Here is a 25,410-nt window from a genome sequence, read left to right on the forward strand (position 1 = left end):
GGCAAAAGACTTAGGAGTGATCATCACTCCCAAGTCTTTTAAGATTCTAATGACCTCCAGTTGTCCATTGGTTTGCTGTAATAGCTGTGTTGTCAGTCCATTGGCTATGTGAGTGTTGCAAGCCATTCATTCCGAACAATAAACTCTTTGCTTTATCGTATCCCAATACGTGCAGGTAAGCCGTAATGATACTTGAGGTTTGTCCTGTGTAGCAGTAAGTCACGATAGTTTGATTTGGATCAAGATTGAAAACCTGACTTCCATTCAAAGTCAAAGGATTTAAACGGTGAGCGCCTTTAAAGTGACCAAAAGCATTCCAGTCGCCTTCTGAGAAATAATTATTGATCTGGTAGTTTGAAGGAGTCGCTAATACATCAGGATTCTTAATAGACCACGCTGTATTTTCCAACATCGCCTGAACTCTTTCTTTAAGAATTACAGCTCCTTCAGTAGCCGTTGTGTAAAGAACAGGAGCAGGATAAGTTGATGGATTAACAGGAGCATCATTTGTCCAATTTGCATGATCTTTAGCAGCATCACCAATGTTGCCATCCCATGGACCAGAGTTACCTTGATTACTCATTCCCCACTTAAGTAAAGCGGCATTTGGGTAGCCACTCAAACGTAAAGCAACAACAGCTCTTGCAGCAGTTTGTCCAGTATAGCAAACAACAAGAATTGGCTTATCTGCTGCTTTAGCTGTTTCTAAAATATTTACTAAACTTGAGTTAACAGCACCATCTAAATGACCTTTACCAAAATCTTCAGCACTTCGAATGTCGATAATATATTTGCCATCTTTTGTAGTTGTAGCAAACTTACCATTCTCAGTTGTTGAGATAATCTGGTTTAAATCCATTTGATTATCAATCAGGTAAGTTTGAAGTGCTTCAAAAGCTGGGTTATCAACACCTGTTGCAGCATCATCTTCTTTACATGACGAAAGGAATAACATCGGCAATAAAGCCAGAATGATAAGAAATTTTGTGAATTTTTTCATTTTAAAAGGATTTAGGTTTTTATTATTTAGGTTTTGTAATTTTTAGATATTAGCAGCCTCCTGATTCTTCTTCTTCAGTAGCAGCGCTGACTGGAGTACCAGCTTCAATTTTATCTTCTTTTATTTCTGGGTATTTGGCATGCCAATCTGTCCAGCCTCCATTAATATTTTTCACATTGGTATAGCCAAGTTGTTTAAGAGCAAGGGCTGCTAAAGCACCTCGTTTTGATTTCTTACAATACAAAACAAGCATTTCGTTTTTCTCAGGAACATACATGCCTTCTTCATCCCAAATTTTTTCGTTGGCAATACGAAACTCGATTACGCCACGAGGAATTGAAATTGAACCAGGAATGAAACCTTTTTTGTGCTCTTCGGGTAAGCGAACATCTATAAGAATATAAGCTGAGTCGCTGTTCATTAATGTATGAAAGTCATCAATGCTCAGATCCGATGTTAAGGATCGTGCTTCTGCGATCATCTCATCAATACTCTCATAAATTTTTTCTTCTGGTATACTCTTCATACTACATCCCCATATCAATGTGATTAGGGTGATGGACAGAAGGACTTTTATTGTCTTCATATGCTTTGAGGTTTTGGGTTAGTTCCTATAGAAAATGCGCTTAATAAATTTGTCTTTAAAATCAGTTAAAGAATAAAGATTAATTTCTTTAATGTAATATTAGAGCTTTATCGGTAGATATGCTTGTGATTTGTAAGGGAATAGCTCAAGTTGATTTTTGGAATATGCAATAAAAAACTTGAGCAGGTTGGTGTGAAAAATTGATCTATTACATGCTGAAAATTGATATAAAACATGTTTTATCTTGATAGATTTGTATATATTTAGATTTCTAGATTTAAAACATAAACCCAGAATATTATGCCTATCCCAGAAAAATCAGTTACTTGCAAGAATTGTTTAACCAAATCAGAATGTTTCAAGGAGTTGAATGATTCTCAGTTGGAAATGATTGAAGAAGGACGTCTTGAAGTGACATTTAATAAGGGGGAAGTCATCTGCAAGCAGGGTATGTTAGCCTCACATGTGATCTATATTAAGAAAGGATTCGTAAAACTCTATATAGAAGGCAACAATGGTAAGAACATTATTTTGACCATTGAAAAAGATGGATATCTAATTGGATTACAGTCTTTATTTGGGAAAAATATTTTCCACTACACAGCAGTTGCCTACGAGGAAACAACCGTTTGTTTGTTCGATATGAAAGCTCTGAGTAATTTGTTAGAGCTTAATGCTAGTTTTGCGGCTAAACTGATAGCTCGTTTGAACGAGAATACGATTCGATCTTACAGCCGCCTATTTTGTTTAACTCAAAAGCAATCTAGCGGGAGATTGGCTGAAATTCTACTTTGTCTTTCGAATAGAATTTATCAAAGCCCACGTTTTAACCTGGCTTTATCTAGAAAAGACTTAGCCGAATTGACCGTTTTGTCGGTTGAGAGTTTGTCTCGCGTGATTAAAGAATTCAAGGAAGATAAACTGATTATTGTCGATGGAAAAACAATAGAAATATCAGATCGAAAACGACTCGAAATGATTTGCGAGAATGGCTAGTTTACCTATTCTCAGGACACATAAAAGAATGGCGGCTTATAACCTGATTAAGGAAATAAGCCGCCATTTTATGATTATTGTTTGACGATTCTATTCTGCTAGAATTTTTTTCTTCTCAGCATCAAATTCTTCTTGAGTTAGTATGCCCTCGTCTAATAGTTTTTTAAGCTGAGTAAGTCTTTCAGCTTTAGATTTAATTATTATTTCAGTTGGAGATTCTTTATAATTATCTGGGCAACCCGTGTAATTAAGATTGTAATGGAAATTTTTATAGTCAATTTTTGATACACCACTTTCATGTACGCTAGGTTTCCAAAATGAGCCTGATGCACCATCTACTATTAAACCCCAAGGTACAGGTATACCTCCAATAGTACCTGTCCACGTAACTATAGTTCCTACGAGTGTCCATCCTCTAAAACTTTTTTCTGTAAAATCGAAAGCTTGTTCGTCGCAGCCTGGTTCTTTTACCTTAATTGTTAAGAAGTCGGCATCTATTCTAGGAACTAAAAAATCTGCTTGACCTATTCCTTTTGCTTTCCCTTCGTATGTAATTACTGCATCAGGATGATTCTCTACTGTTACATGGGCATGGTATCTACTTCCACCAATTATGACGCCACAGCTGGATAAGAGAATACTGGATAAAAATAATAAAGCGAGTTTTGTTTTTAGTTTGTTATTGATCATTATGTCTTTTTAATGATTAGCTTGTTTTTATAGCTTCCAAACATAATGAAAATATTTCTTTTTTTTTATGCTATATAATTAGTCAAATTATTAGATGTTTCTAAGTATGTTCCTTATCTAAACATTACGTAAAATGGAGATAGTTACATTTTATATACCATTGCATTGATATTCATTCCTGCACCTACCGATGCAAAGACAATGCTATCTCCTTTATTAATTTTGTGAGGTTTCAGTTCATCCTTCAGAATAAGATCCAGCAGGGTAGGTACGGTTGCAACCGAAGAATTCCCCAACCAGGATATGGTCATTGGCATGATGTTTTCTGGTAATTCATCTATATGATATAGGGCATATAATCTTTTTAATATGGCATCATCCATTTTTCCATTGGCTTGATGAATTAGTATCTTTTTTATATCGCCAAGAGGTACTTTGCTCTTTTCAAGACAAGCTTGAATGGCTTGAGGAACTGTCGTTAGTGCGTATTGGTATAATTTACGGCCATTCATTTTTAAGAATAAGGCATCTTTATGCTCGCTATCAGGATTAAAAGATGTAGCCATATACAACATCTCAGAAAACTGGTAGGTATCTGATCGAGTCGTATGGGCTAATATACCAATAGGTGTATCACTTTCTTTTCCTTCAAGAATAACAGCGCCAGCCCCATCTGCATAAAGCATACTATCTCTGTCGTAAGGATCTGAAATTCGGGATAAAACGTCGGCGCCAATAATTAATATTTGCTTGGCATCACCTGATTTAATGTAATAATCAGCCTGAATAGTAGCTTGCAACCACCCCGGACACCCGAATGGTAGATCGTAAGCAATACAGTTTGGATTTTGAATTTTCAGCTTATATTTGACCCGTGCAGCTAGACTAGGAACAAGATCTGACTTTCTATTATCATGTTTGACGTCTCCAAAGTTGTGAGCTACGATAATATAATCCAATTCTTCTTTATTGATTTTTGAACTTATGATGATATCTTCTGCAGCAAAAAAAGCAATGTCAGATGTGACTAGGTCTTTCGAAACATGTCGTCTCTCAGTAATCGTAGTTATATCTTCAAACTTTTCAGTTATTTCCTGATTCGATTTCTCACTCTTCTTACCATAAGTGTCGTAAAATTCATGGGTAAGGAAATCTTCATTTTTTACTGTTGTTGATGGTATATATTTCCCTGTACCTTTTATAATACTGTAGATTTTACTGCTCATATTTTTTGGTTTTCAAATTGTTTAGTGGTGTAAACGATTCTACTAAGGACGGGGTGAGTGGGATACACTCCAGGCTTTTCAAGTCGAGCTTAATACCTTAATATTAGCAAAATATATTGAATAACTGGCGCTTATTCCTGCATAAATAATGTGCAAGTAGTTTAAAGGAATGTTTCGGGTGAAGAGAAATATAGAAAGCGGAAAGCTTACATTTAGTGACTTTTGAAGTGTAAAGCTATAGAATATTGTAAGGGTTTTTAACTTCCTTTGCATTTAAATCAAAAATATTGAATTGAATATATGAATGAAAATGTTAGAATTGAATACCGTTTTTCGCATTTGTTGGATGTAGATTATGCTTCTCATCCAAATATGATTACTTATTCAGGCAAAATATTAATTAAATCAGATGATGAATTTGATAATTATGATTTAGATGAAATAGAAATTGGTACGATCTGTTTGGAGAGGTATGATTTAAATTTCGAAGCGGGTTATTGTACTTTAATGGAAGCCTTTGATAAAACGCCTTCATCTTTTGAAGTGGGTACAGCACTATTAAACGATAGCTATGAAAAGATAGATGATAAAATAGTAGAATTGGTCGGAGATAGCTTTAATCGAAACGTTTTGCTTGTTAAGCAACTTGAGATAAAAGAAAAATACCGCGGAAAAGGATATGGCAAATATGTTTTAAATAGCTTAGGAATTTATTTTAAGTCGACCTGTGCATATGTGGCTCTTAAGAGCTTTCCTTTGGGTTTTGAAGGCATTACCGACGATAGAAATTACGATAAAGCACAAGACAGACTTAATTCCTTTTTTTTCAGATGTGGGTATAAGAAAATACGTCATGATGCTGATGATATTGAAGAGGATGAGTTTGACGATTTAGATATGGATTTTTTAGATACTGATGAGGTTGAGATGAATCATATCTTTATTAAAAACATTTCTCCTGCTTAGAGATTCAATTGGATAAATTGATGGGATTGTTACTATTGGATAGATAGTGTAAAAAGCGAAAATGCCACATCAAGGAAGCGTAGATGTGGCATTCTCTGAGTAATATACAGAGTGTATATGTCTTTATTATCTTAGTTGATCAACCACCTGTAAAATTGGGTGTAATATAGATTCTCCAAATAAAATACTTCTTTCTGGAGACCATCCAAATTCAGGATCTGGTAGATCATTATTGTCCTTAAATGGCATTTCAATGGTCAAAGATAAACATTTATATCGTTCCCCAATATGTTTTGAACAAATAGCTAGATTAGCCTGCCCAGGTTCATTCTTTGGGTAACCGTTAGTGTCTTGGAAATCAGGGCATGAAGCTATCCATGATCCGATGAATTTTTCTAAAAGATTTTTTAATCTGTCATCAAAAGAAGGGATACCTTCTATACTAGAAATGAAGTTATAAGGTAGTGCTTCGTCACCATGAATATCAATGTTTAAATCACAACCGTATTTATCCATTATATTGCGAACGTGATAAACTTCTGGGCTATAATCCAGTTTAGGCTCTGCCCATTCGCGATTAAGATTGGCACCCGCCGCATTCGACCTTAAATTCCCTAGAATACTACCGTCAATATTCATATTTGGAACAATATAGAAAACTGCTTTGCTCAATAGAGTTCTTGAGACAGCATCATCTTCGTCTAGAATTCTTCCCAGGAAACCTTCCATAAACCATTCTGCCATCGATTCACCTGGATGTTGACGTGCAATCATCCAAATCTTTTTCTTCTCAGGAGATTCTTCTCCAACGATAAGCATGTCAATATCCCGCCCCTGAACAGTTTCACCTATCGAAACCAATTCGCACTCTGGTGAAAGCTGAGCGTTGTGAACGAGGTTAAGATGTTGCTCATAAGTATATGGCGCAAAATATGCGTAAAATACCGAATTGAATTCTGGAGTATGTTCAATCACTAATTCTTTACCATCGTAAGTACTTGGCACTCTAAACCAGGTTTCCTTATCGTATGACGCTGCTGTGTGATAGCCTTCGTATCCTTCAGGATATGAGGCCTCAGAAGCATTTAGGATACGCATTTTACAAGATTGATTTTGTGCACCTTGTAAACGGAAGTGGAACCATTGAAAGAAATCGGAATGGGTATCTTTATTAATTTCAAGTTGAATGTTTGAAGCTGTGGTGCAATCTATGACTTTGATGTTACCACTATCAAAATTTGAATTGATTTTCATATTGAGTGTTTTTGTTGTCTTTTTTTTTATCGATAACCAAAGATAATTTATTTGGAAACTTACACCTATAGTTTGTCTTTATTTCTACTCAAAAACTAAAGGGCCTAAATGAACACGCTTATTGATAAACTTAATTATTTGTATAAATTTGTGGATAAGCATACGATCCGAAAATAAAGAAATATGATCAATCTATTTAGACTAGAGAAACTTCAATCGAAAAAACTAAAATATGGACTGATTGCCATTTTTATTTTATTCGTTGTGGTTGGAACAGTTTTGTTGAAATACTACCGTAATATTTTTTCATCGAATATCGATTTGGGTGAGAAAACCGAATTATTTATTCAAATTCCATCGGGGGCAGATATGCAATCGGTTCTTCATTTATTTGAAGAGAGTCATTGTGTGATCAATTTATCTTCCTTGGAGTGGGTAATGAATAAGAAGCATTATGGTGAATTAGTCAAATCCGGACAATATCGAATCGAAGAGGGTATGAGTAATAATAACCTGGTTAATATTTTGCGATCAGGGGATCAGGCCCCTATTAATTTAACATTTAATAATACCCGTACTCTGGAAGAGTTTGCTGGTAAAATTGGCAGTCAAATTGAGTCTGATTCTCTAAGTATCCTGAACTTTTTGAAGGATGAGGCTAGCTTAAAGCCTTATGGTTTTAAACCAGAAACGGTTATTGGGCTATTTATTCCCAACTCTTATCAGGTTTATTGGAATATGAGTCCAAAGTCATTTACAGATCGTATGTATAAGGAATATGTAAAGTTCTGGAATGTGGATAGGATGAAAAAGGCATCAAAGCTGAATCTAACACCTATGCAAGTAAGTACATTGGCTTCTATTGTTGATGAGGAAACCATTAAAGAAGACGAAAAAGCTCGCGTTGCAGGTGTTTATATAAATCGTTTAAAGCGAGGTATAAAGCTTGATGCTGATCCAACCTTAAAATTTGCTTGGGGAGACTTTTCAATGCGTCGTGTTCTAAATAAGCATAAGGCTATAAAATCACCTTATAATACTTATAAATATGCAGGTTTACCTCCAGGTCCAATACGTCAAGCTTCCGTATCAGGTTTAAATTCAGTGCTTAACTGTGAAACTCACAAATACATTTATTTCTGTGCCAGTCCTGAATTTAATGGCTATCATGTTTTTGCAAGTAGCCTTAGAGAGCACAACAAGAATGCCGCTAATTACCAACGAGCTCTTAACTTACAGCGTATTTTTAAATAAGGTCTAAAGGTTGAAGTCAAAAAAAAATAAAAGATCAAAAAAGCCTATATAAGAAAAGAGTGATTAGCAATAATCACTCTTTTCTGTGTAAATTATTTTATCGAATCTATATCGCATTGACTTCCATTTCAAGTTTGACGCCATATTTTAGAAGAACTGACTTTTTAATATCATTGGCTAGTTGAAGCACTTCGTATCCTTTCGCATCCCCTAGATTAACTAGCACAAGAGCTTGGTCTTTATGAACGCCAGCCTGCCCAACTTGTTTTCCTTTCCATCCACATTGCTCAATTAACCAGCCAGCAGCTAGTTTGGTGTTTGTATTATCCACCTCGTAATTTGGACAATCAGGATGTTTAGATAATAATTGTTCTGCAAATCGAGTATCCACAATTGGGTTCTTAAAGAAAGAGCCTGCATTACCAATCACTTTAGGATCGGGTAGCTTAGATTCTCTAATCTTGATAATAACCTCCCTAATGTTTTTTAGGTTGATGTCATCATAGCTTTCAAGTTCTTTACTTATGGCACCATACTCTAGGTTAAACTCTGGTTTTTTACTCAATCGGAAATAAACGTAGGTGATGATAAAAAGGTTCTTGTATTCTTTTTTGAATACAGAATCACGATAGTCGAACTCACAATGGAAATTTTGAAACTCAACTTGTCTCTTACTTTCTATCGATATGGCATCAAGCTTTTCAACAACCTGAGAGGCTTCTACGCCGTATGCTCCAATGTTTTGAACAGGTACTGCACCAACGACTCCTGGAATATTAGATAAGTTCTCGATTCCACCATAACCATTTGTTACAGCCCAAGCTACTAACTCATCCCAATCTTCGTTAGCACCAGCTTTCACTAAAACTGAATCTTTGTTATCAGACACAATTTCGATGCCTTTGATATTTGGATGAAGAACTAAACCATCATAGTCGTCTGTGAATAACAAGTTGCTGCCTCCACCAAGAATTAGGTATTTGACGTTATCTAGCGGATTGTCGTCTAGAAAAGACTTGATTTCATCAATCGTGTCGAACTCGAAAAAGTAATCCGCTTTGGCTTTAATGCCAAATGTATTATAAGGTTTTAAAGAGTAATTTTCGTGTAGAATAGCCATTTAGCAATTTGTAATTAATAATTGAGATTAGCTCAGTTGTTCTTTCAGTAAAGTAACAAAGCCTTTTATATCATCTTCAGTGGTATCGAAAGAGCACAACCATCTGACTTCACCAGCATGCTCGTTCCAGACCCAAAAGAAGTATTCATTCTGAAGTTTTTCAATTTTATCTTTAGGAATGATGGCCCAAATACCATTGGTTTGAACCTCTTGAGTAATTTTTATTGCTGGAATATTTCGAACTTCTGATTCCAGAAGCCCAGCCATTTTATTGGCATGACGAGCCGTTTTTAACCAAAGGTCATCGGTTAATAGAGCTTCGAATTGACAGGCAATATATTTCATTTTCGAACAAAGCTGCATGCTCTGTTTTCGGACATATTTGGCATTTTTTGAAAGCTCTGGATTGAAGAAGATAACAGCTTCACCAAGCATCATCCCATTCTTTGTTCCTCCAAAACTTAAAACATCAACACCCGCTTTATTGGTGATTTCTTTCACATCAACATCTAAACTCGCTACTGCATTAGCCAATCGAGCACCATCCATATGCACATACATATCGTGCTCATGTGCCAAATCGCAAATTGCCTTAACTTCTTCGGGAGTATATACAGTACCCAACTCGGTGCATTGAGTGATTGAGATAACCTTAGGTTGTGAATGGTGTTCAAAACCAAAACCGTGTAGTTGCGTTTTTATCAAGTCAGGAGTTAGTTTACCATCAGTAACTTCAATAGGGATAAACTTACAGCCTGTAAATTTATCTGGGGCACCACATTCGTCAACTTGTATGTGAGCTGTAGATGGACAAATAACAGAATTCCATGACTGTGTTAGAGTTGATAAGCCAATAACATTAGCTCCAGTACCATTAAAAACAAAATAAACATCGATGTTTTCCCCAAACAAATGCTTGAATTTTTCGATGGCAGATGCCGTATAAGGATCACCTCCATAAGCCATAGAATGACCATAGTTAACCTTCTGAATGGCTTCCATTACCTCTGGTAAAACGCCTGAAAAATTGTCGCTGGCAAATCCTCGTTTATTCATGTTAAGTGTGTTTAAATGATTAGCTTTTTAGAGAAGCTAAAAATAGCGTTTATTCTGCAAAGAGAAGGTGGGATACTTGCTGAAATTTTTAAGCAGATAAAAGAAAGCCCTATTCTTTACAAATATTTGAATAGAAGAGAGCTTTGTTTAATAGGGAGGCTTTAGATCTTCCCGATATTCCAGCTGCAGCCAAGTGCAAAATAATGCATGTCGTGATTTAATCCCAAACCAAAGGAGACATCCAATTGTAGATTATCTTTAATAAGGTAGGTTAAACCAGAATCAAAATTTGTTTCCCAGTTTGAAAATTCGGCATGCTCGCCATAAAGTTCTACATAAGTTCCAAACTTCTCACCTAGTCCAATGCCAAGAGCTACAGAATAAGTTAAATCACCCTTGCCTTCTCCCATATTATTGTATCCCACATTGTATCCTAAACCCAGTTTGTCATTAATTTTGTGAGATATGGCAAGCTTGTTCACTGTACCATATTTGTCATTTGTTAGACCTTTTGATCCAGTGGGTAGTATCAGGTGAGATAGAAAAGCAATCTCAGTGTTGATGCCTTCCTTTTTTAATAACTGAATTTTGGTTCCGATTTCCAGATCGCTAATACCAAATTCATTTTGCGAGCTCACATCATTTTTAATGTTTTCGAATTGTTCAACAAATCGAAGTTCTATGTCTTTTGTAAGCCCATATCGTAATAATGTTGACGGAATTAAAGTTTGTTTGATTAATCCATTTTCATAATTACCAAATAGGATGCCACTCTCAATCTGTAGACTTTTTAGCGGAACAGTTGAAGATGATTCAGTTTGATCGGGTCTGTCTGTAACAATGGTTTGTGCTTTAAGTCCCAAGTTAAAGATCATTAGAGCGAATAGGAGTGTGTATATTTTATTCATCATTTTTAGTTTTATTATTAATAATGTGAATGTAATTATACAAAAGAGAATAAAAAAGATCTGAGTATCTTATTTTAAGATTTGCACGATTAAGAATGAGTTAATTTAGCATGATGAATTTAATGCTAGCAAGAAAAGCAGCCCGAAAGCTGCTCGTTTATATAGAAATTTAATAGGGTATTATTTTGAATCTTTCTTCTCCTTAGGAATAGCATAGAATATCTTGCTTACTATTTTCCAACCATCTTCAAATTTGATTAGTGATAGATAATCGATGTATTTTTTCTCACCCCCTTCATAGAATTCTATCTTGGCAGTGGATACATTTCCTGTAACATCTACAAACAAAAATTTAATAGTCGTGAATTCGTCTTGAAAAGCATATCTATGCTTCTTTTTGCCTTCTTTGGCATTTTCTATCCAGTTGTAAATAGGGTGCTTCCACATGGTGTTGCCCTTTCCTGCACCCATTAGATTAAAGCCTGGATGAATGCCTTTATTTACAGCAACTTCATCTGCATTATTACATAGACCATCAACATAAGCATCTTGTATGACCTTTTTAATGCTATCTGTTTCCTTTTGAATATCATCCTGAGCGAACGAAATCGAGTATACAGATACGAAACAGATCAAAGCTAGAATAAGTTTTTTCATCGTGAGTAGGTTTTGATTAATGTTGTTTGATTTTGAAGATGACTAATTTAGTAAAACATATTGATAGTTAAAAGTTTACATGTGGGATCAAAATGAAGTGCTTATAGGGCATAAAAAAAAGCAGCTCGAAAGCCGCATAGCTATCCCAGATATGTTATCTGGGATTATTGAGTTGTCGATTTACAATCGACTTTTCATCATAAAAAAAGAGGTGTTGATTCTAATCTAATTAGTTTGTAATTTCAGATATGGGAATTAGAAATAAAATATCTGACGGTTATGTTTATTTTTTGACATTGACTGTTGTTGAATGGGTTGATGTATTTACACGACCGGTCTACAAGCATATTATCATCGATTCTTTAATTTTTTGTCAAAAAGAGAAGGGCTTGATTATTTATAGCTGGTGCTTAATGAGTAACCATTTACATTTAATAGTGCAAGCTAAAGAAGACATCAACTTGTCAGATATATTAAGGGATTTTAAGAAATTTACAAGTAAACAAATTATTAAAAGGATGCTTGAAAATCCTGAAAGTCGAAGAGAATGGATGTTGGATCGTTTTAGGTTTGCAGGGAAGTTCAAAAAGAATGTGACGTACAAATTTTGGCAAGATGGAAATGAAGCTAAAGAAATTCATTCTTCGGAATTTTTATTGCAAAAATTAGAATACATTCACGACAATCCAGTTAAAGCAGAGATTGTTGAGAATCCTAATGATTATAAATACAGTTCTGCTATTAATTACGCAGGTGGGAAAGGTCTAATTGATGTTGTTTTAATTTGAATTTTAGGGGATTTTAAATCCCCAACTCTCAACCTGCTGATTGCAAATCAGCAGGAAGCGAAATCATTTAATGGTTATAAAAAAAGCAGCTCGAAAGCCGCTTTTGTATTTTATTCTATGTGGGATGAGAATTAAAATTTCTCGTCATAGTTTGTCCAAAGACCATCACCAATTTCCCAGGCTTTTTCGACTACTTCGGTTCCAAGGTCAATACTTCGATGGGTTAGGAAGGCACGACGCTTACGCTTGCATAGAGATAAGTATTCCTCATCGACTTTAGCCTGCTCTTCGAAATATTGCTTTTGTAAAGGAACAAAGACCTTATCCACATCGTGACGCATATCGCCCCAGCGCTGTGCAGTAAGAGTACTTAGGCGGTTGAATGCCCACCAAGCCGATGTACGAGTGTAACCCAAATGACGAGCCTTAACTTTATATGAAGGTGCTAAGTCAGTGGCTCCGGCATAAACTGGAATATAGATCGAAGTGGCCACATTATCTTGTGCCAACCATACAATACCACCGACATCATCAGGCATCCAGCTACGACATTGTATGATGGTTGCATACATAGTGTACCAACGTGCGATTGTACGCTCACCAAGTTCACCCCAGCCACCGTTTACACCAAAAAGGCGATTCATTCCGTAAGGCATAAATGGGTTTGCAAAAGGAGAGATGGCTTCTTTGCCATCCTTGTCAGCTTGTTTGATATTTTTTACAAAGTTAAAAGGTGTTCCTTCGTAGTAATCTTTAAATATCTCTACTAATTTATCCATGCTTATCTTCTCGTCAGGTTTAACTGAGAACGGAAAATCCTTTGCTGTTGGGTCAAGGTCTAATGATGGTGCTACCATTGAAAGGACTCGCCACTCTCTACGGCGCGAAGCCATAGAACGACGACTCTTAGGAGCGTAGGCATAATTCCAACGGAAGGTTTCCTCCTCTGGATTGTACCAACCATTTTCTTTTGCTAGATCGAAGATATTCTCAGAAGCCATAAAGTAATCGCTATTCTTCAAATCAATTTCCTTGATGGTTGAAGCATTAGCATTAACCGAAAGGTGATGATCAGGAACACGTTGAGCAACCCAAACGGCACCCACTTTACCTTTTCCAGGACCAACAACTTCGAAGTGCCATACTTCTTGCTTATCAGCAATCGTTAAACATTCTCCAAAATCTCTCCATCCATATTTCTGTAATAGCTCATCAGCCATCTTAATTGCTTCTCGCGCGGTTGTGCAACGCTCCAGCATTAATTGTTGAAGTCTTTGACAATCGATTAAACATGCCTCAGAATACAATTCTTCGCGACCACCAAAAGTTGACTCGCCAATCGCTAATTGCTTCTCGTTAATACATGGGTAAGCTGTGTTTAAGAATTGATAAGTTTGGGAAACCTGATCGATTTCACCAATTTTTTTATGCTGATAGGTTGGCATGCGCAAGCTATCGTATGCTGAACGTTCGAAAAGCTCGAACTTACTGTTTTTGTCGTGAGATTTTGATGGAACAACTGACATCCATGCACGCGTACGGTGACTATCGTCGGTATGAGATGTGATGACTGAACCATCGAAAGTGGCTGTTTTTCCTACAGTAATAGTGGTGCAGCCTTCAGGAACACCATTTTGCCAATCGGATTTATCCTGAGCCATACTTGTTGTTGAAGCATAGCATAAGCCGATAAGGAGTAGTGATTTTAATCTTTTAAGAATCATGATTGTGTTAGTTGGTTGTGTAATAAAAAGAGACAATAATAAGATGATTCATCCTTCTATTGTCTCTTTATGTTCTTTATTTTTCTGATTTAACCAGATGAATACCGTCTTTCTCGATGGTAATTATGCGTTGTTTGTAAAGTAGTCCGATTACTTTTTTAAAGTTCTTCTTACTCATTTGTAAGTTGTCGTAAATCTCTTCAGGAGAACTTTTGTCGTTTAAGGGTAGGAAACCATTTTCTTTTTTGAGTATTTCAAATAGTTCTTCGCCTACTCTTGGCACTTCAAGATGGTAGCCTTGTTGTTGCAGGCTAAGGTCGATTTTACCGTCTTCACGGACTTTCTTAACCCAAGCTTTGTAAACATCACCTTCGCGGATGGCGCCAAAAATCTCGTTGTTATAAAGTATACCCATACCTTGATTATCGATAATCGCAGAGTATCCCAAATCTGATTGATGACCAATCATGATACTAACCTCTTGTCCTTCGGTAAATTCAGTATCAAAATTACTTATTATTTGTTCTAGTTTAGCAGTTGCAGCAATACGTCCTGTTTTTTCATCTACGTAAACGTAAACCAAATAGCTACGACCTTCTTCCATTTTCATTTTCTGCTCACGGAATGGGCAAAGCAAATCCTTCATCAGTCCCCAATCAAGGAAAGCACCTACATTAGTTACTGCTTTAGCTCTTAACCAAGCAAATTCACCAACAATAGCATATGGTTTTTCAGTAGTCGCAATCACTCTATCTTCCGAGTCGCGGTAGATAAAAACCTTAATGGTATCGTCCAGCTGTGTGTTCTCTGGTACGTAGCGGATTGGTAATAAAATTTCGGTTTCGTCTTCACCTAGCAGGTAAACGCCAAAGTCGACCAACTTGACAACTTTTAGATCGGCATATTTTCCAATTAAACTCACGTTTTTTTGTTTTAGTATGTGGTACATCGGCACTAGTTTTTTGAAATTCACCAGGCTCTGTATTTTTCATCTTGATTTTAATCCTATTTAGAGATAGGAATTAGAGTTCAAAAGTACGCATCTTTTACGAGATTTTTTTGACTAATTTTATTTTTAGCTGTGTAGGCGATTCTAGGGATAGGATCATGTTTTTGTTCTGTCAGGTTTTCAGTCTGAAGTCTACAGTTTTTGTGTAAGATAGCATCCAATGGTTTATAGGCACTTTTTCCCCAGACTAAGATTTGTTGAATAAGTTATAATGATAATTGAGTTGTTAGTGAGACGTGTTTTTATCTTTACTTATCATTTATTGTTTTCTCCACTTTAAGGCGAGATGAATGGAAGCATAGATAGGGTGTGTTATTTTCACATAACATACATTTGTTCATTAACATTTTTTATTTGATGAGTAAAGCTCTAAAATAAGCCCTATTTTTGAGACGATGAAAACAGTTGATATAACTTATGAGAATTTGGTGGATTTTTCGGTGCATCCTTCCGACTTAGAGCGTTTGGATGGTGGTTGGAAAGGTCTCAAAAAATATATAGAAGAATCTGAGGCTGATGGTCTCGAATTATTGATCGGCTATGAGCCTGCGTCGGATGATATTTCCAAAGAGATTGTGAAGAGTATTCATCTGCCTTTTTGGATTACCTGGTTAGATGTGTGGCGAAAAGGGGAGCAGGGCCTAAAAGCCTATTTTCCACCTATGCCGGCTAATCATATTCAATATTGCTGTGGAGGTTCCAATCAAAAAGAGATGATTGCGACTCAGAAGAAGTTGTGGGAATTGGCAGCTGTCTATCAGCCCAAACAAGCTGTGATGCACGCGGCACATGTGGAATTGGAACATGCCTTTACCAGAAAATTCACTTATACGGATACTGAGGTATTGCAGAGCTTTTCAGAACTGTTGAACCGAACGGCTCAGGAATTCTCCGATGGGGAGCCACCTTGCGTAATTGGTATAGAAAATCTTTGGTGGCCGGGCTTAAACTTTGGTAGTTCATCATTGACAGATGATTTTGCAGCTTTGCTGAACTTTGATAAATGGAACTTTGTTTTGGATACGGGACACTTGATGAATACAAATCCAAAACTGCGCTGTGAGGATGAGGCTGTAGACTTTGTTTTGGAAAAGTTGAGCCAGCTATCTACCGATATTAGAAAACGTATTCAATCTATGCATTTGAACCTGAGTTTGTCGGGAGAGTACCAATTGCAGCAAATTAGGCAAGGTTTACCTGTTGATTGGTCAGATTTAACTCATGGAGAGAAGTACAGCTCTGCTCGTCATCATGTTCTTAAAATTGATCAGCATCTTCCTTTCCAAACTGAACGTGTAAAGGAGATTGTTAATATGATTCAACCTCACACCGTTATTCACGAATTTATTACGCCTACCATGGCGCAATATGACGAGCATTTAAAGCAGCAAATGGCTGTATTGGTCTAGGTGGAGCAAGACTTATTAATTCAAGGGATTGCAAAATCTCAACTTGTGAATGAATCTGGAGCAGCAACGCGTCTTTTTTGTGGATAAAACAGTACCGTTTCGTGTTTTTGACATAATTCTTCTTCAGCCCTTCAAGGGCTAATTTTCTCCGATGAGTATGCATTATCATTATAAATTTTGGATTTAGTTATCAGACTAAATCATACGTAAACAAAACGAAAATCACATCAATTATGAGAATAGCATTCTTCTTGGTATCAACCTTATTCCTTTTTTTACTTGTCAAGCCTGTATTTTCCCAAGAATGGATGAATTTAAAAAACTATCAAGATGAAACAGAGCATGATTCTTTAGAAGATGGTTGTTGGCTGAAAAAAGATAGAAGAAGAAATACTGAAGTTTGGAAACAGGCTAATCAATTTAACCTCAAAGCCCACAAAGGGCACTTAAAATATAAAACAATTAGTCAGGTTAGGGATTTTTATTTGTGGTTCGACGATGAAAGAAAGCAGTTAGGTCAAGAAATTAATGCAGTAGGAGTAGCAGCAATCGTAGCTGGGCAACTTTCTAAATTTGACAATTTTTTTATTCGAACCTTTATTGTTAGAAATAAAGAAGTTATTCGGTTCGGTAACGAGGGGGCTAAGAAAGTTTTTACTTTCGCTTTCCCCTTACTTAGAGATATCTATTTTTCGGATAAGATTTTAAAAGGACAAGAAGCCATCGATTGGGATGTTAAAAATGGGAAAATTGAACAATGTGAAATCCTTGAACCTATTTATAATCAATTAACACCACTGGCGATTCGTCGATTGGAATGCATGGCTAAAGGGAAAGGTCTTTTTTGTTTAGGTGTGCCAAAAAGATTGAGGTTTGAAAAGAGTATTACTGATTGTAAGGCAAGATATGAGCACGCTTTTACCAAAGTGTATCAATATTATTTATCCTGTCAGAATAAAAATATAGATTGAGTTTGTTTCTCCCTCAGCATGGGTGAATACAATGCTAATTTGAAGCTGCAGAATGGGATTTTAGTCAAATTATTGATAAATTTTTGAAATCCTCCGAAGCAGATGCTTTGGAGGATTTTTTTATGTCATCTATATCGATCAGAAATCAGACTTCATCAATCACCATTATATCTATAATTGCCAGCAGGCTAAATTTTTAGTAATTTTAAGATAAGGTCTTGTTGGCCTTATTTAAATGTTAATAAAGAAAGCTAATACCAAGAATAAATATTTCCAGGCAAGCAGTACTCATAAAAAATGCCATAGCCATGAAACTTAAAGCCTCTATTTATCTGTCAGTTCTTATCCTTTTGTTTATATGCGCTACTTTGAATGAAGAGGTACATGCCGAAAAATCGATAGATAAAGTGTTAGTTGTAGGAACAAAAGAATCTCCACCATTTTCATTTAAAAATAATAAGGGGAATTGGACGGGTATCAGCATTGAATTGTGGGAAGATATTGCTGCAGAAATGGGGCTTAAATATCAATATCGGGAGCATACAGTAAAAGGCTTATTGGATGGTGTGGCAAATCATTCTCTAGATGCCGCTGTTAGTGCATTAACCCATACAACAGAGCGGGAAGAACGATTTGATTTTACACATCCGTTTTATAATACTGGATTGGGGATTGCAGTACAAACCAAAAGAGGAAGTGTTTGGAAGGCTGTATTGAAAGAATTCTTATCAACAGAATTCCTTGAGATTATTGGCGTGCTATTAGGTACTATGATGCTGATTGGTTTTATTATCTGGATGTTTGAAAGAAAGAAGAATCAAAAAGACTTTGGCGGAACGACCAGAGAGGGGATTGGTTCAGGTATATGGTGGTCCGTTGTAACCATGACTGCTGTTGGTTATGGCGACAAAGTCCCCAAGACTTTGGGTGGTCGTTTGTTTGCTACAATCTGGATGTTTACTGGCATCATCCTTATCTCAACTTTTATAGCAACCATTACTTCTGTACTAACCGTTTCGCAATTGGAATACGCAATAGATGGTCCCGAAGATTTAAGAGTGAATACGGTTGGGACGATTCGTTATACTACCAGCGAAATTTATATGCATGAAAACCACATTGTCTATATTCCTTATGATACTCTTACTGAGGCTTTGGAAGCCCTTGATATCGGCATAATTAATGCCCTTGTTTACGATGCCCCTTTGCTCCAATATTTTATTAACCGGGATTATAAAGGGAAAATTGAAGTTCTGCCCAGCACATTTCTGCGTCAGGATTATGGTATTGCTCTTCAACAGGGCAGCCAATTCAGGGAACCTATAAATAGGATTCTCCTTAGGCGAATACATCAGCAAGACTGGCAGGATTTGCTTTATAAACATTTGGGTGGTCAAGAATAAGGCTTGATTCTGTTGGGACTGCAGCCTTAAAATGCAAGACATGAAAAATCCTCAAAGTCAATGTCTTTGAGGATTTTTTTTTATGTGTTTGATTCTGAAATCAAAAATCAGCAGTCATAAATTAAAGTGTTTTGCACATCACTTGTTTGCCTTCACGCGTACAAGTTTGGAAGCCCATCTTTTTAATGTATTTCAGGTTGTCTTCAATATCAGAGTCACAAACAATACATTTTACCTGATGCTGTGAAAGAACATTGCTTAGCTTGTTGTAAAGGTAGTTGGCAACTTTAAAGTCACGGTATTGAGGTAGAGCGTAGTCAATGTCAATTTTAAACATATCGTCTTTCACCTCACCAATAAAAATACCAGCTACCGACATATCGCGCAATACAAACATGCTAAGCTTACCTTCCGTACCTTTAAAATCTGGGAAAAATTTCTCAATATCTTTTTGGTATGAGTCTAAGTAGTAGTTTAAAATACCGTCGTTGTCTTTCACTTCAATTAGCTTGAAATTCTCCTTATGCTTGTTCATTTTCACCAGATAATAAATATTGGTGCAAACAATCAGAAAGTTCATAAAGGCTACAGGGTAAGAACCAATTAAAAAGCCATATAAAGCAAATAGCATAGCACCTAGCATATTGTACCATCTGAGTTTGACAATTGAAGTCATAGACAAAGACACAAATACGATTATTGACGCTGCATAACCTAACCATTCCAAATAAGAAATGCCTAAAAATTCTAACATACTAGAAAAGTTTGTTTCGCTGATTTAAATTCAGCTGAGTTAATAAATAAGATAGTTGGATGGTTGAAATAGTAGGGTGCCCATGGTAGGCGCCACTAAAATAGTTAAATTTATTTAAAAGATAAATTGGCACTCTAGTTTCTTAATTGAATTCCTGAAAATTACAAATACCCAAATCTTTTAGCCTAGAGTATAAACCCTGGGCTGTAGTGCATTTTTTTTTCAATCATACGGTTTTATCTAACTCAAAGACTTGTCATTAAAAACAGGGGTTGCAGCTCGAAACTTTTGTACTTTGGACGTAATCGTTCCGTATTGTAATACCGATCGATATCAACTATTTTTTTTGAACTGGTAACTATATCGATAGGGGCATTGTCGTAGCGTCCATTTCTAAGAGTAACTAAACGTCCATGTATCCCTTTTATGATTAGGTCGAGTGCCAGGTTGCCAAATGCCATGGGCACAATGGAATCTATAGCATCAGGGTCGCCGCACCGAACCAAATATCCAAGTTTCTGATTGATCACGTTTACGGGTACGCCCTTATTATATTCCAGTGATAGGTGTTTCATCTGGTCGGAAACCCTTTCGCCAATACCACCCAATTTCTTATGTCCATAGTCGTCCATATCGCTATCCAGGTAAGTCATGTTTTCACCTGTAAAAGCCGCCCCTTCAGAAATTAGAACGACAGAATATCGGCTAGGATTTTTAAATCGATCTTCAAGCATAAGTTGTGTGAGCAGGTTGATGTCGAATTTGTATTCGGGAATAACACAACGGTTGGCTGCTCCTGCAAGTGTTGGCAATATCGACGTGAAACCTGCATATCGACCAAATACCTCAAGTACCAGAAAACGTTCGTGTGAACCCGCAGAAGTTCTTAGACTATGGGTTAATGAGATGGTTCTCGTAATGCAAGTGCTGAATCCGATGCAATAATCCGTTCCGGGTACATCATTATCCATGGTTTTAGGAATGGCTATCACTTTGAAGCCTTCCTTATATAAACGTACGGCATAGCTTAAGGTGTCGTCACCACCAATAGGTATCAGGTAATCGATGTTGAGAAAGGCTAGATTGGCTAGAACTTCCTCCGTAAGATCGTTAAATTCAGCCTTGTATTTGTCTTGCAAATGTGAAGGGACACGTGATTTTGATGTTTTTGAGGGATTGATACGGGAACTGTGTAAAAAGGTGCCACCAGTTCGACCGATTCTATTAACCATTTCTTCAGTTAGAATGGAATAATTTTCGCTGTTATCTACTTTTTCATCTCTGATTATGTCTATTAAGCCCTTCCATCCCTTGCGAATACCCACAACTGTATAACCTTCTCGCAGGGCTCTGATGGTAACTGCACGAATGGCAGGATTTAGACCTGGAACATCTCCTCCTCCGGTTAAAATGCCAATAACCCCTTTTGTATTCTTTGGTATTTTCATAGTGATCTCCTTTCATCATTAACTCCTATTAAGGTAATGATTTTTCGCTGAAAAGAGATGGCTTTGTATGAGACCTAATGAATTTGGGAGACTGGTTTTAATGAGAAAAGATGAATGATAGGATATTGGCACCCATTCTCAAAGCTTTGGTGTGGTTTTCTTCTGTGTCGTTGTGTACCGATGGATCTTCCCAGCCATCGCCAAGGTCACATTCGTAGGAGTAGAAACAAACGAGGCGACCTTTGTGAAAAATACCGAAACCTTGTGGTGCTTTCCCATCGTGTTCGTGAACCTTTGGCAGGCCAGTCTTAAATTCATAAACCTGATGGTAAATGGGATGCGAGTAGGGGAGTTCAACCAACTCTTCTTTGGGAAATACCTTCTTTATTTCTCTTCGGAAATAGGCATTCAAACCGTAGTTGTCATCGACATGTAAAAAGCCACCAGCCTCGAGATATCGACGTAGGTTTTGAGCTTCCTGATTGTTGAAAATGATATTCCCATGTCCGGTTAAATGAACAAATGGGTACGAGAATAATTCCTGACTGCCAACTTCAACGGTTGCTGGTTCAGCTTGTATGTTGGCAATTTTATTGGAGTTGCAAAACTCAATCAAATTAGGTAATGATCCAGGGTTGGCGTACCAATCGCCTCCACCATTGTACTTTAGCAGAGCAATGCGGACACCACTTTCCTGAGCAGATACATTTAAGCTTAGAGTTAAAAACAAAAGTATGAATATGAATCTTGACATAGTTTAAACTCTATTTGTGAATGATCTGCTAAAATCTGATTTATCTACGGGAAGACCTTTTATTGATTGGCTAAACTTACAATATGACAAGCGACTACTCCTGCAGTTTCTGCTCTCAATCGGCTTGTGCCTAAAGTAATTTCTTTGAATCCATTCGCTCGAGCCAACTCTACCTCCTGAGGACTGAAATCTCCTTCTGGTCCAATAAGAATTAGAGCATTTTGCTTAGCAGTACAGAGATGTTTGAAATGTGTTTTTTCTCCTTCATAGCAATGGGCAATATACTTTTCACCATCAAAAGGTGCACTTACTAAATCTTTGAACTTGGTTAGTTCATTCAATTTTGGATGATAGGCTTTTAAGGATTGTTTGACAGCTGAAGTAATCACCTTAAAAAGACGTTCTGTTTTCACCACTTTTCGCTCTGAAAACTGACATAAAAGTGGTGTAAATTCGTCAATACCAATCTCCGTACATTTTTCCATATACCATTCGGTACGTTCGATGTTTTTAGTAGGAGCCGCTGCAATATGTAGTTTGTAATCTAGCTTCTCAAATTCTGCTTGGGTCTCAATGCACTCAACCGTGCATCTTTTAGGATGTGCGTCTATAATTTTAGCAGTAAAGAGATTTCCTTTTCCATCAATTAGATGAATTTGATCGTCTACTTTTAATCGAAGAACTTTTGCACAATGCTTTGATTCATCTTCGTTTAATTGATAAAATTTATCTTCTATATCGGGGGTGTAAAATAAGTTCATTAGTTAATTTTTAATTTATGAATTCAATTGATTTAAATCTAAAATCATAATTCTGCAATCTTAAATTATTGCTTTTGGTTTATTCGGTTTTTAATTGTTTTGACGAGCTTGCAAAGATAGCAGTTAACTCATTTGCTCCTTGCTTAAGAGTTTTTATTCTCGGGTCAATTTTGATAATTTCAATAGCGAATTTCTTTGTCCTGTTTAGTAGATCTTTCGAATTCATCGTTCATTTATGATTTAAAATTCATGATTTATGATTGTGTTTAATCATAAATTTCAAATCATCACTCTTAAATTAAAAGAAGACGGGTTGGTATATCGCTGCAAAAATAAAACTAAGTACCGATATAATTAAACCAAACATGAAAATAGTATAAGATATTCGAAGTAAATTATATTTTTTACCCAATACCATTCCCAAATAGTATTGATCTTTGATTAAACTATCGTATAAATCATCGTAATCTAGCATTAAACCTTTTAATGCTTTAGAATAATCTTCAACCTGCATTTTGTGAAAGTTTCCAAAAAATAGAAGATTAACTTTTTTCTTTTCAACATCTTCTTGTGAGAATGTTCCTGATGTGACATTGGGTCTTGTGGCTAGCACAGAGTAAATAATTGTAATTAAACTGACCGTTAAGAGAATCAGGCATGGAATAATAAAATGAGGAACTTCCATAATATTCTTAAAAATAAAGAAGATTGCTGAAATGATGATTGAATTCACCGAGATCATCAAATTTGCTTTTGAATCGGCAATAGAACTCAGGTTTATCTGATTACGTGAAGTAACCTTAAACATGGTTTCAATTCCCCGTTGAGGCATCTTCAATTTTAGATTCTGATTCTCAAGTTTAATAAGCTTGTCGTTAAGCTTTTGAATCTCTTTATTCTGATATGAGTTAACCTTCTCAGTGACTTTCTGAATATTAAGTTCTTTCTTTTTGGCTAATACCTTTTTTCCATAATCCGTTCGGTATGTGTGTCTTTTTAAGAAGTTTAAAGTTTCTTCCCAATACGATTTTGTAGAAAATTCATGGTTGATAAGAGCAGATCTTTCTTCTCGTAATTTATCTGAAGATTTCATGAAATTTTTTGATGCTAAATGGTGAAGGTCAGCATCACAAAGCACCATGGAGATAGGACAATCACATGTTGTGTAAGGTATTTTTGTATTCTGGATTGCATAAATTATTATTGCAATTTTTTCAGATGGATAATCATGTTCCTTCAGAAAATTTTCTGCAATTTGAGCACTAATGATCTCATGTTTAATGAACCCCCTAAAATAGCCTGTATCATGAAACCAAGCAGCCAAGACAACAATCTCCAAGTCTTCTTCAGAAAACTCCAGCATGCCTGCAATTTTTGTTGCTTGCTTCACCACGTTTTCAGTATGTTCTATGTTATGGTAGGTATAAATTGGTTTGTGATTCTTTTCAAAAAAATCAATCACGAATGCTTTTGCTTGTTCTGTAATAGACATACGTTTGTGTATTGAGTTCAAAAAAATACAGGTGACTAAAGATAGTAATAATCTTATTGCCTTTGAAAATAGAGCTTGTTTGTCGTTAAAATGAATATCGTTTTTGATGAGGATACTGATTTTTCTTATTACCAATTGACTAAAAAAAAGCAAAAGTTAAGCTTTGTTTTATTGGTTTTGATTGGGATAATGCTTGGGTTTTGTTTATTTTTATCGGTGAAAACTATATTCAATTATGCTCTGTTTAAAGAAAGTCAACCTATTGATATTATTAGCCTTAAATGTGGCTTTTTCAGCTTGTTCAAAGAGCAAAAAAAACAAACAAACCTGCTTTCTGTCTGAACATTATTCTCACTTTCCCTATGCCATTAATCAGCCTGCCTATACTTATATTTTGGATAATACATTACATGAGATATCAGGCTTAAGCTATGTAAAAGAAAATAAGTTGCTCTGTGTGAATGATGAACAAGGTTATGTTTTCGAATATGATACACAGCAAAAGAAAATTTCCCGAAGAATTAAGTTTGCAAAGAAAGGCGATTTCGAAGGTGTTGAATGGGTAGGGAATGATTGTGTTGTTTTACGTAGTGATGGTAGACTGTACTTTCTTGGAGATATTGATAATATCGTAAGTGAATCGAAAAAAGTGAAAACCGGCTTGGGTCCTAAAAATAATACTGAGGGCTTAGCATATGATATATCTACTCATTCTCTTTTAATTGCTTGTAAGGGGCTTGCTTATCCTGATTCAACTTATCCTGATAAAAGAGCGATTTATCGCTATTCAATAGCAGATAGTAAGTTAATTCAAAAGCCTATTATTCTGATTGATCAAGGAGAGTTAGAGATTATTTTAAACTTGGATGCTAATACCAAATTTTCCAATAAGTTACTTAAAGGGCTAGCGCCTTCAAAAGGGAATTTGATCTTTCAGCCATCAGGCCTTGCGATTCACCCAATTAGCAAAAATATTTATGTGATTGGATCCGTAGGTAAACTTCTTTTAGTATTGAGCCCACAAGGTGAGTTGTTAGCCGTAAATAAATTGAAAAGTAAGATTTTTATGCAGCCCGAAGGTATCTGTTTTGCTCCAGATGGAACTCTATTTGTTTCAACTGAAGGCAAGCTAAGTCAAGCTAAGATCTACCAGTTTAAGTATAAGCCGATCCTGAATGATTAAT

General features: G+C 36.1%; 24 protein-coding genes. 8 read left to right on the top strand and 16 right to left on the bottom strand.

Features of this window, described 5'->3' with window-relative positions; all coding sequences use genetic code 11:
• Window positions 1-46: 46 nt before the first annotated feature.
• Both DWB61_RS12180 and DWB61_RS12185 read right to left on the bottom strand, forming a co-directional pair.
• Entirely contained in the window at window positions 47-1,000 is a 954-nt protein-coding gene (locus DWB61_RS12180) for a rhodanese-like domain-containing protein (protein ID WP_125031178.1), read from the bottom strand.
• Between the two features lie 49 nt (window positions 1,001-1,049).
• On the bottom strand, window positions 1,050-1,586 hold the full coding sequence (locus tag DWB61_RS12185; RefSeq protein ID WP_125031179.1) for a rhodanese-like domain-containing protein: 537 nt from the start codon (window positions 1,584-1,586) through the stop codon (window positions 1,050-1,052).
• Between the two features lie 300 nt (window positions 1,587-1,886).
• On the opposite strand from DWB61_RS12185, the gene DWB61_RS12190 reads away from it, so the two are divergent.
• Window positions 1,887-2,582, top strand: coding sequence for a Crp/Fnr family transcriptional regulator (locus DWB61_RS12190; protein ID WP_125031180.1), 696 nt, complete (start codon window positions 1,887-1,889; stop codon window positions 2,580-2,582).
• Window positions 2,583-2,672: 90 nt separating this feature from the next.
• Here DWB61_RS12190 and DWB61_RS12195 read toward each other — a convergent pair whose 3' ends face one another.
• The gene (locus DWB61_RS12195; protein WP_125031181.1) at window positions 2,673-3,272 is read right to left on the bottom strand and encodes an SHOCT domain-containing protein; all 600 of its coding nucleotides are present in this window, start codon (window positions 3,270-3,272) and stop codon (window positions 2,673-2,675) included.
• A 143-nt stretch (window positions 3,273-3,415) separates the two neighbouring features.
• Window positions 3,416-4,498, bottom strand: a complete 1,083-nt coding sequence (locus DWB61_RS12200) for a 3-oxoacyl-ACP synthase III family protein (RefSeq protein WP_125031182.1) — start codon at window positions 4,496-4,498, stop codon at window positions 3,416-3,418.
• 300 nt (window positions 4,499-4,798) lie between these two features.
• On the opposite strand from DWB61_RS12200, the gene DWB61_RS12205 reads away from it, so the two are divergent.
• Window positions 4,799-5,464: a hypothetical protein gene (locus DWB61_RS12205; protein ID WP_125031183.1), complete on the top strand. Its 666-nt coding sequence runs from the start codon at window positions 4,799-4,801 to the stop codon at window positions 5,462-5,464.
• A gap of 126 nt (window positions 5,465-5,590) precedes the next feature.
• Here DWB61_RS12205 and DWB61_RS12210 read toward each other — a convergent pair whose 3' ends face one another.
• Window positions 5,591-6,718: a M14 family metallopeptidase gene (locus DWB61_RS12210; protein ID WP_125031184.1), complete on the bottom strand. Its 1,128-nt coding sequence runs from the start codon at window positions 6,716-6,718 to the stop codon at window positions 5,591-5,593.
• 183 nt (window positions 6,719-6,901) lie between these two features.
• On the opposite strand from DWB61_RS12210, the gene mltG reads away from it, so the two are divergent.
• The gene (gene mltG / locus DWB61_RS12215) at window positions 6,902-7,972 is read left to right on the top strand and encodes an endolytic transglycosylase MltG (protein WP_125031185.1); all 1,071 of its coding nucleotides are present in this window, start codon (window positions 6,902-6,904) and stop codon (window positions 7,970-7,972) included.
• Between the two features lie 106 nt (window positions 7,973-8,078).
• Here the strand turns inward: mltG and murB are convergent, their stop codons facing one another.
• The 4 genes from murB to DWB61_RS12235 all read right to left on the bottom strand — a co-directional run bounded on the left by murB (window position 8,079) and on the right by DWB61_RS12235 (window position 11,713).
• A complete protein-coding gene (gene murB, locus DWB61_RS12220; protein WP_125031186.1) occupies window positions 8,079-9,092 on the bottom strand; it encodes a UDP-N-acetylmuramate dehydrogenase in 1,014 nt (337 codons plus the stop codon).
• Window positions 9,093-9,119: 27 nt separating this feature from the next.
• Window positions 9,120-10,148: a threonine aldolase family protein gene (locus tag DWB61_RS12225; protein ID WP_125031187.1), complete on the bottom strand. Its 1,029-nt coding sequence runs from the start codon at window positions 10,146-10,148 to the stop codon at window positions 9,120-9,122.
• Window positions 10,149-10,309: 161 nt separating this feature from the next.
• On the bottom strand, window positions 10,310-11,056 hold the full coding sequence (locus DWB61_RS12230) for a transporter (protein ID WP_158614403.1): 747 nt from the start codon (window positions 11,054-11,056) through the stop codon (window positions 10,310-10,312).
• A 180-nt stretch (window positions 11,057-11,236) separates the two neighbouring features.
• Window positions 11,237-11,713 (bottom strand): nuclear transport factor 2 family protein, encoded by a 477-nt coding sequence (locus DWB61_RS12235; protein WP_125031189.1) that lies wholly within the window; start codon window positions 11,711-11,713, stop codon window positions 11,237-11,239.
• Window positions 11,714-11,961: 248 nt separating this feature from the next.
• On the opposite strand from DWB61_RS12235, the gene DWB61_RS12240 reads away from it, so the two are divergent.
• Entirely contained in the window at window positions 11,962-12,501 is a 540-nt protein-coding gene (locus DWB61_RS12240) for an REP-associated tyrosine transposase (RefSeq protein WP_125031190.1), read from the top strand.
• A gap of 131 nt (window positions 12,502-12,632) precedes the next feature.
• On the opposite strand, the gene DWB61_RS12245 is transcribed toward DWB61_RS12240, so the two are convergent.
• A complete protein-coding gene (locus DWB61_RS12245) occupies window positions 12,633-14,225 on the bottom strand; it encodes a dipeptidase (RefSeq protein WP_125031191.1) in 1,593 nt (530 codons plus the stop codon).
• Window positions 14,226-14,301: 76 nt separating this feature from the next.
• On the bottom strand, window positions 14,302-15,174 hold the full coding sequence (locus tag DWB61_RS12250; RefSeq protein WP_156190250.1) for a CvfB family protein: 873 nt from the start codon (window positions 15,172-15,174) through the stop codon (window positions 14,302-14,304).
• Between the two features lie 455 nt (window positions 15,175-15,629).
• Here DWB61_RS12250 and DWB61_RS12255 point away from each other — a divergent pair, with 455 nt between their 5' ends.
• The 3 genes from DWB61_RS12255 (at window position 15,630) to DWB61_RS12265 (ending at window position 19,017) form a co-directional block, all read left to right on the top strand.
• Window positions 15,630-16,643, top strand: coding sequence for a hypothetical protein (locus tag DWB61_RS12255; protein ID WP_125031192.1), 1,014 nt, complete (start codon window positions 15,630-15,632; stop codon window positions 16,641-16,643).
• Between the two features lie 233 nt (window positions 16,644-16,876).
• Window positions 16,877-17,614, top strand: coding sequence for a hypothetical protein (locus tag DWB61_RS12260; RefSeq protein WP_125031193.1), 738 nt, complete (start codon window positions 16,877-16,879; stop codon window positions 17,612-17,614).
• Between the two features lie 308 nt (window positions 17,615-17,922).
• The gene (locus tag DWB61_RS12265) at window positions 17,923-19,017 is read left to right on the top strand and encodes a transporter substrate-binding domain-containing protein (protein WP_125031194.1); all 1,095 of its coding nucleotides are present in this window, start codon (window positions 17,923-17,925) and stop codon (window positions 19,015-19,017) included.
• A 121-nt stretch (window positions 19,018-19,138) separates the two neighbouring features.
• On the opposite strand, the gene DWB61_RS12270 is transcribed toward DWB61_RS12265, so the two are convergent.
• The 5 genes from DWB61_RS12270 to DWB61_RS12290 all read right to left on the bottom strand — a co-directional run bounded on the left by DWB61_RS12270 (window position 19,139) and on the right by DWB61_RS12290 (window position 24,226).
• A complete protein-coding gene (locus tag DWB61_RS12270; protein WP_125031195.1) occupies window positions 19,139-19,771 on the bottom strand; it encodes a YgjV family protein in 633 nt (210 codons plus the stop codon).
• A gap of 245 nt (window positions 19,772-20,016) precedes the next feature.
• Complete coding sequence (locus DWB61_RS12275; RefSeq protein ID WP_125031196.1) at window positions 20,017-21,219, bottom strand: 6-phosphofructokinase; 1,203 nt, start codon at window positions 21,217-21,219, stop codon at window positions 20,017-20,019.
• 97 nt (window positions 21,220-21,316) lie between these two features.
• On the bottom strand, window positions 21,317-21,973 hold the full coding sequence (locus DWB61_RS12280; RefSeq protein ID WP_125031197.1) for a DUF4159 domain-containing protein: 657 nt from the start codon (window positions 21,971-21,973) through the stop codon (window positions 21,317-21,319).
• Window positions 21,974-22,032: 59 nt separating this feature from the next.
• Window positions 22,033-22,734: a 16S rRNA (uracil(1498)-N(3))-methyltransferase gene (locus DWB61_RS12285; RefSeq protein WP_125031198.1), complete on the bottom strand. Its 702-nt coding sequence runs from the start codon at window positions 22,732-22,734 to the stop codon at window positions 22,033-22,035.
• Window positions 22,735-23,032: 298 nt separating this feature from the next.
• Window positions 23,033-24,226 (bottom strand): Pycsar system effector family protein, encoded by a 1,194-nt coding sequence (locus DWB61_RS12290; RefSeq protein WP_125031199.1) that lies wholly within the window; start codon window positions 24,224-24,226, stop codon window positions 23,033-23,035.
• A gap of 235 nt (window positions 24,227-24,461) precedes the next feature.
• On the opposite strand from DWB61_RS12290, the gene DWB61_RS12295 reads away from it, so the two are divergent.
• Window positions 24,462-25,409: an SdiA-regulated domain-containing protein gene (locus tag DWB61_RS12295; RefSeq protein ID WP_125031200.1), complete on the top strand. Its 948-nt coding sequence runs from the start codon at window positions 24,462-24,464 to the stop codon at window positions 25,407-25,409.
• Window position 25,410: the final 1 nt, after the last annotated feature.

The sequence above is a fragment of the Ancylomarina euxina genome, from assembly GCF_003863355.1.
Classification (GTDB): domain Bacteria; phylum Bacteroidota; class Bacteroidia; order Bacteroidales; family Marinifilaceae; genus Ancylomarina; species Ancylomarina euxinus.

Coding starts and splice junctions, on each gene's coding strand:
- DWB61_RS12180 (WP_125031178.1), bottom strand. CDS start 1,000: ATGAAAAAATTCACAAAATTTCTTATCATTCTGGCTTTATTGCCGATG.
- DWB61_RS12185 (WP_125031179.1), bottom strand. CDS start 1,586: ATGAAGACAATAAAAGTCCTTCTGTCCATCACCCTAATCACATTGATA.
- DWB61_RS12190 (WP_125031180.1), top strand. CDS start 1,887: ATGCCTATCCCAGAAAAATCAGTTACTTGCAAGAATTGTTTAACCAAA.
- DWB61_RS12195 (WP_125031181.1), bottom strand. CDS start 3,272: ATGATCAATAACAAACTAAAAACAAAACTCGCTTTATTATTTTTATCC.
- DWB61_RS12200 (WP_125031182.1), bottom strand. CDS start 4,498: ATGAGCAGTAAAATCTACAGTATTATAAAAGGTACAGGGAAATATATA.
- DWB61_RS12205 (WP_125031183.1), top strand. CDS start 4,799: ATGAATGAAAATGTTAGAATTGAATACCGTTTTTCGCATTTGTTGGAT.
- DWB61_RS12210 (WP_125031184.1), bottom strand. CDS start 6,718: ATGAAAATCAATTCAAATTTTGATAGTGGTAACATCAAAGTCATAGAT.
- mltG (WP_125031185.1), top strand. CDS start 6,902: ATGATCAATCTATTTAGACTAGAGAAACTTCAATCGAAAAAACTAAAA.
- murB (WP_125031186.1), bottom strand. CDS start 9,092: ATGGCTATTCTACACGAAAATTACTCTTTAAAACCTTATAATACATTT.
- DWB61_RS12225 (WP_125031187.1), bottom strand. CDS start 10,148: ATGAATAAACGAGGATTTGCCAGCGACAATTTTTCAGGCGTTTTACCA.
- DWB61_RS12230 (WP_158614403.1), bottom strand. CDS start 11,056: ATGAATAAAATATACACACTCCTATTCGCTCTAATGATCTTTAACTTG.
- DWB61_RS12235 (WP_125031189.1), bottom strand. CDS start 11,713: ATGAAAAAACTTATTCTAGCTTTGATCTGTTTCGTATCTGTATACTCG.
- DWB61_RS12240 (WP_125031190.1), top strand. CDS start 11,962: ATGGGAATTAGAAATAAAATATCTGACGGTTATGTTTATTTTTTGACA.
- DWB61_RS12245 (WP_125031191.1), bottom strand. CDS start 14,225: ATGATTCTTAAAAGATTAAAATCACTACTCCTTATCGGCTTATGCTAT.
- DWB61_RS12250 (WP_156190250.1), bottom strand. CDS start 15,174: ATGTACCACATACTAAAACAAAAAAACGTGAGTTTAATTGGAAAATAT.
- DWB61_RS12255 (WP_125031192.1), top strand. CDS start 15,630: ATGAAAACAGTTGATATAACTTATGAGAATTTGGTGGATTTTTCGGTG.
- DWB61_RS12260 (WP_125031193.1), top strand. CDS start 16,877: ATGAGAATAGCATTCTTCTTGGTATCAACCTTATTCCTTTTTTTACTT.
- DWB61_RS12265 (WP_125031194.1), top strand. CDS start 17,923: ATGAAACTTAAAGCCTCTATTTATCTGTCAGTTCTTATCCTTTTGTTT.
- DWB61_RS12270 (WP_125031195.1), bottom strand. CDS start 19,771: ATGTTAGAATTTTTAGGCATTTCTTATTTGGAATGGTTAGGTTATGCA.
- DWB61_RS12275 (WP_125031196.1), bottom strand. CDS start 21,219: ATGAAAATACCAAAGAATACAAAAGGGGTTATTGGCATTTTAACCGGA.
- DWB61_RS12280 (WP_125031197.1), bottom strand. CDS start 21,973: ATGTCAAGATTCATATTCATACTTTTGTTTTTAACTCTAAGCTTAAAT.
- DWB61_RS12285 (WP_125031198.1), bottom strand. CDS start 22,734: ATGAACTTATTTTACACCCCCGATATAGAAGATAAATTTTATCAATTA.
- DWB61_RS12290 (WP_125031199.1), bottom strand. CDS start 24,226: ATGTCTATTACAGAACAAGCAAAAGCATTCGTGATTGATTTTTTTGAA.
- DWB61_RS12295 (WP_125031200.1), top strand. CDS start 24,462: ATGCTCTGTTTAAAGAAAGTCAACCTATTGATATTATTAGCCTTAAAT.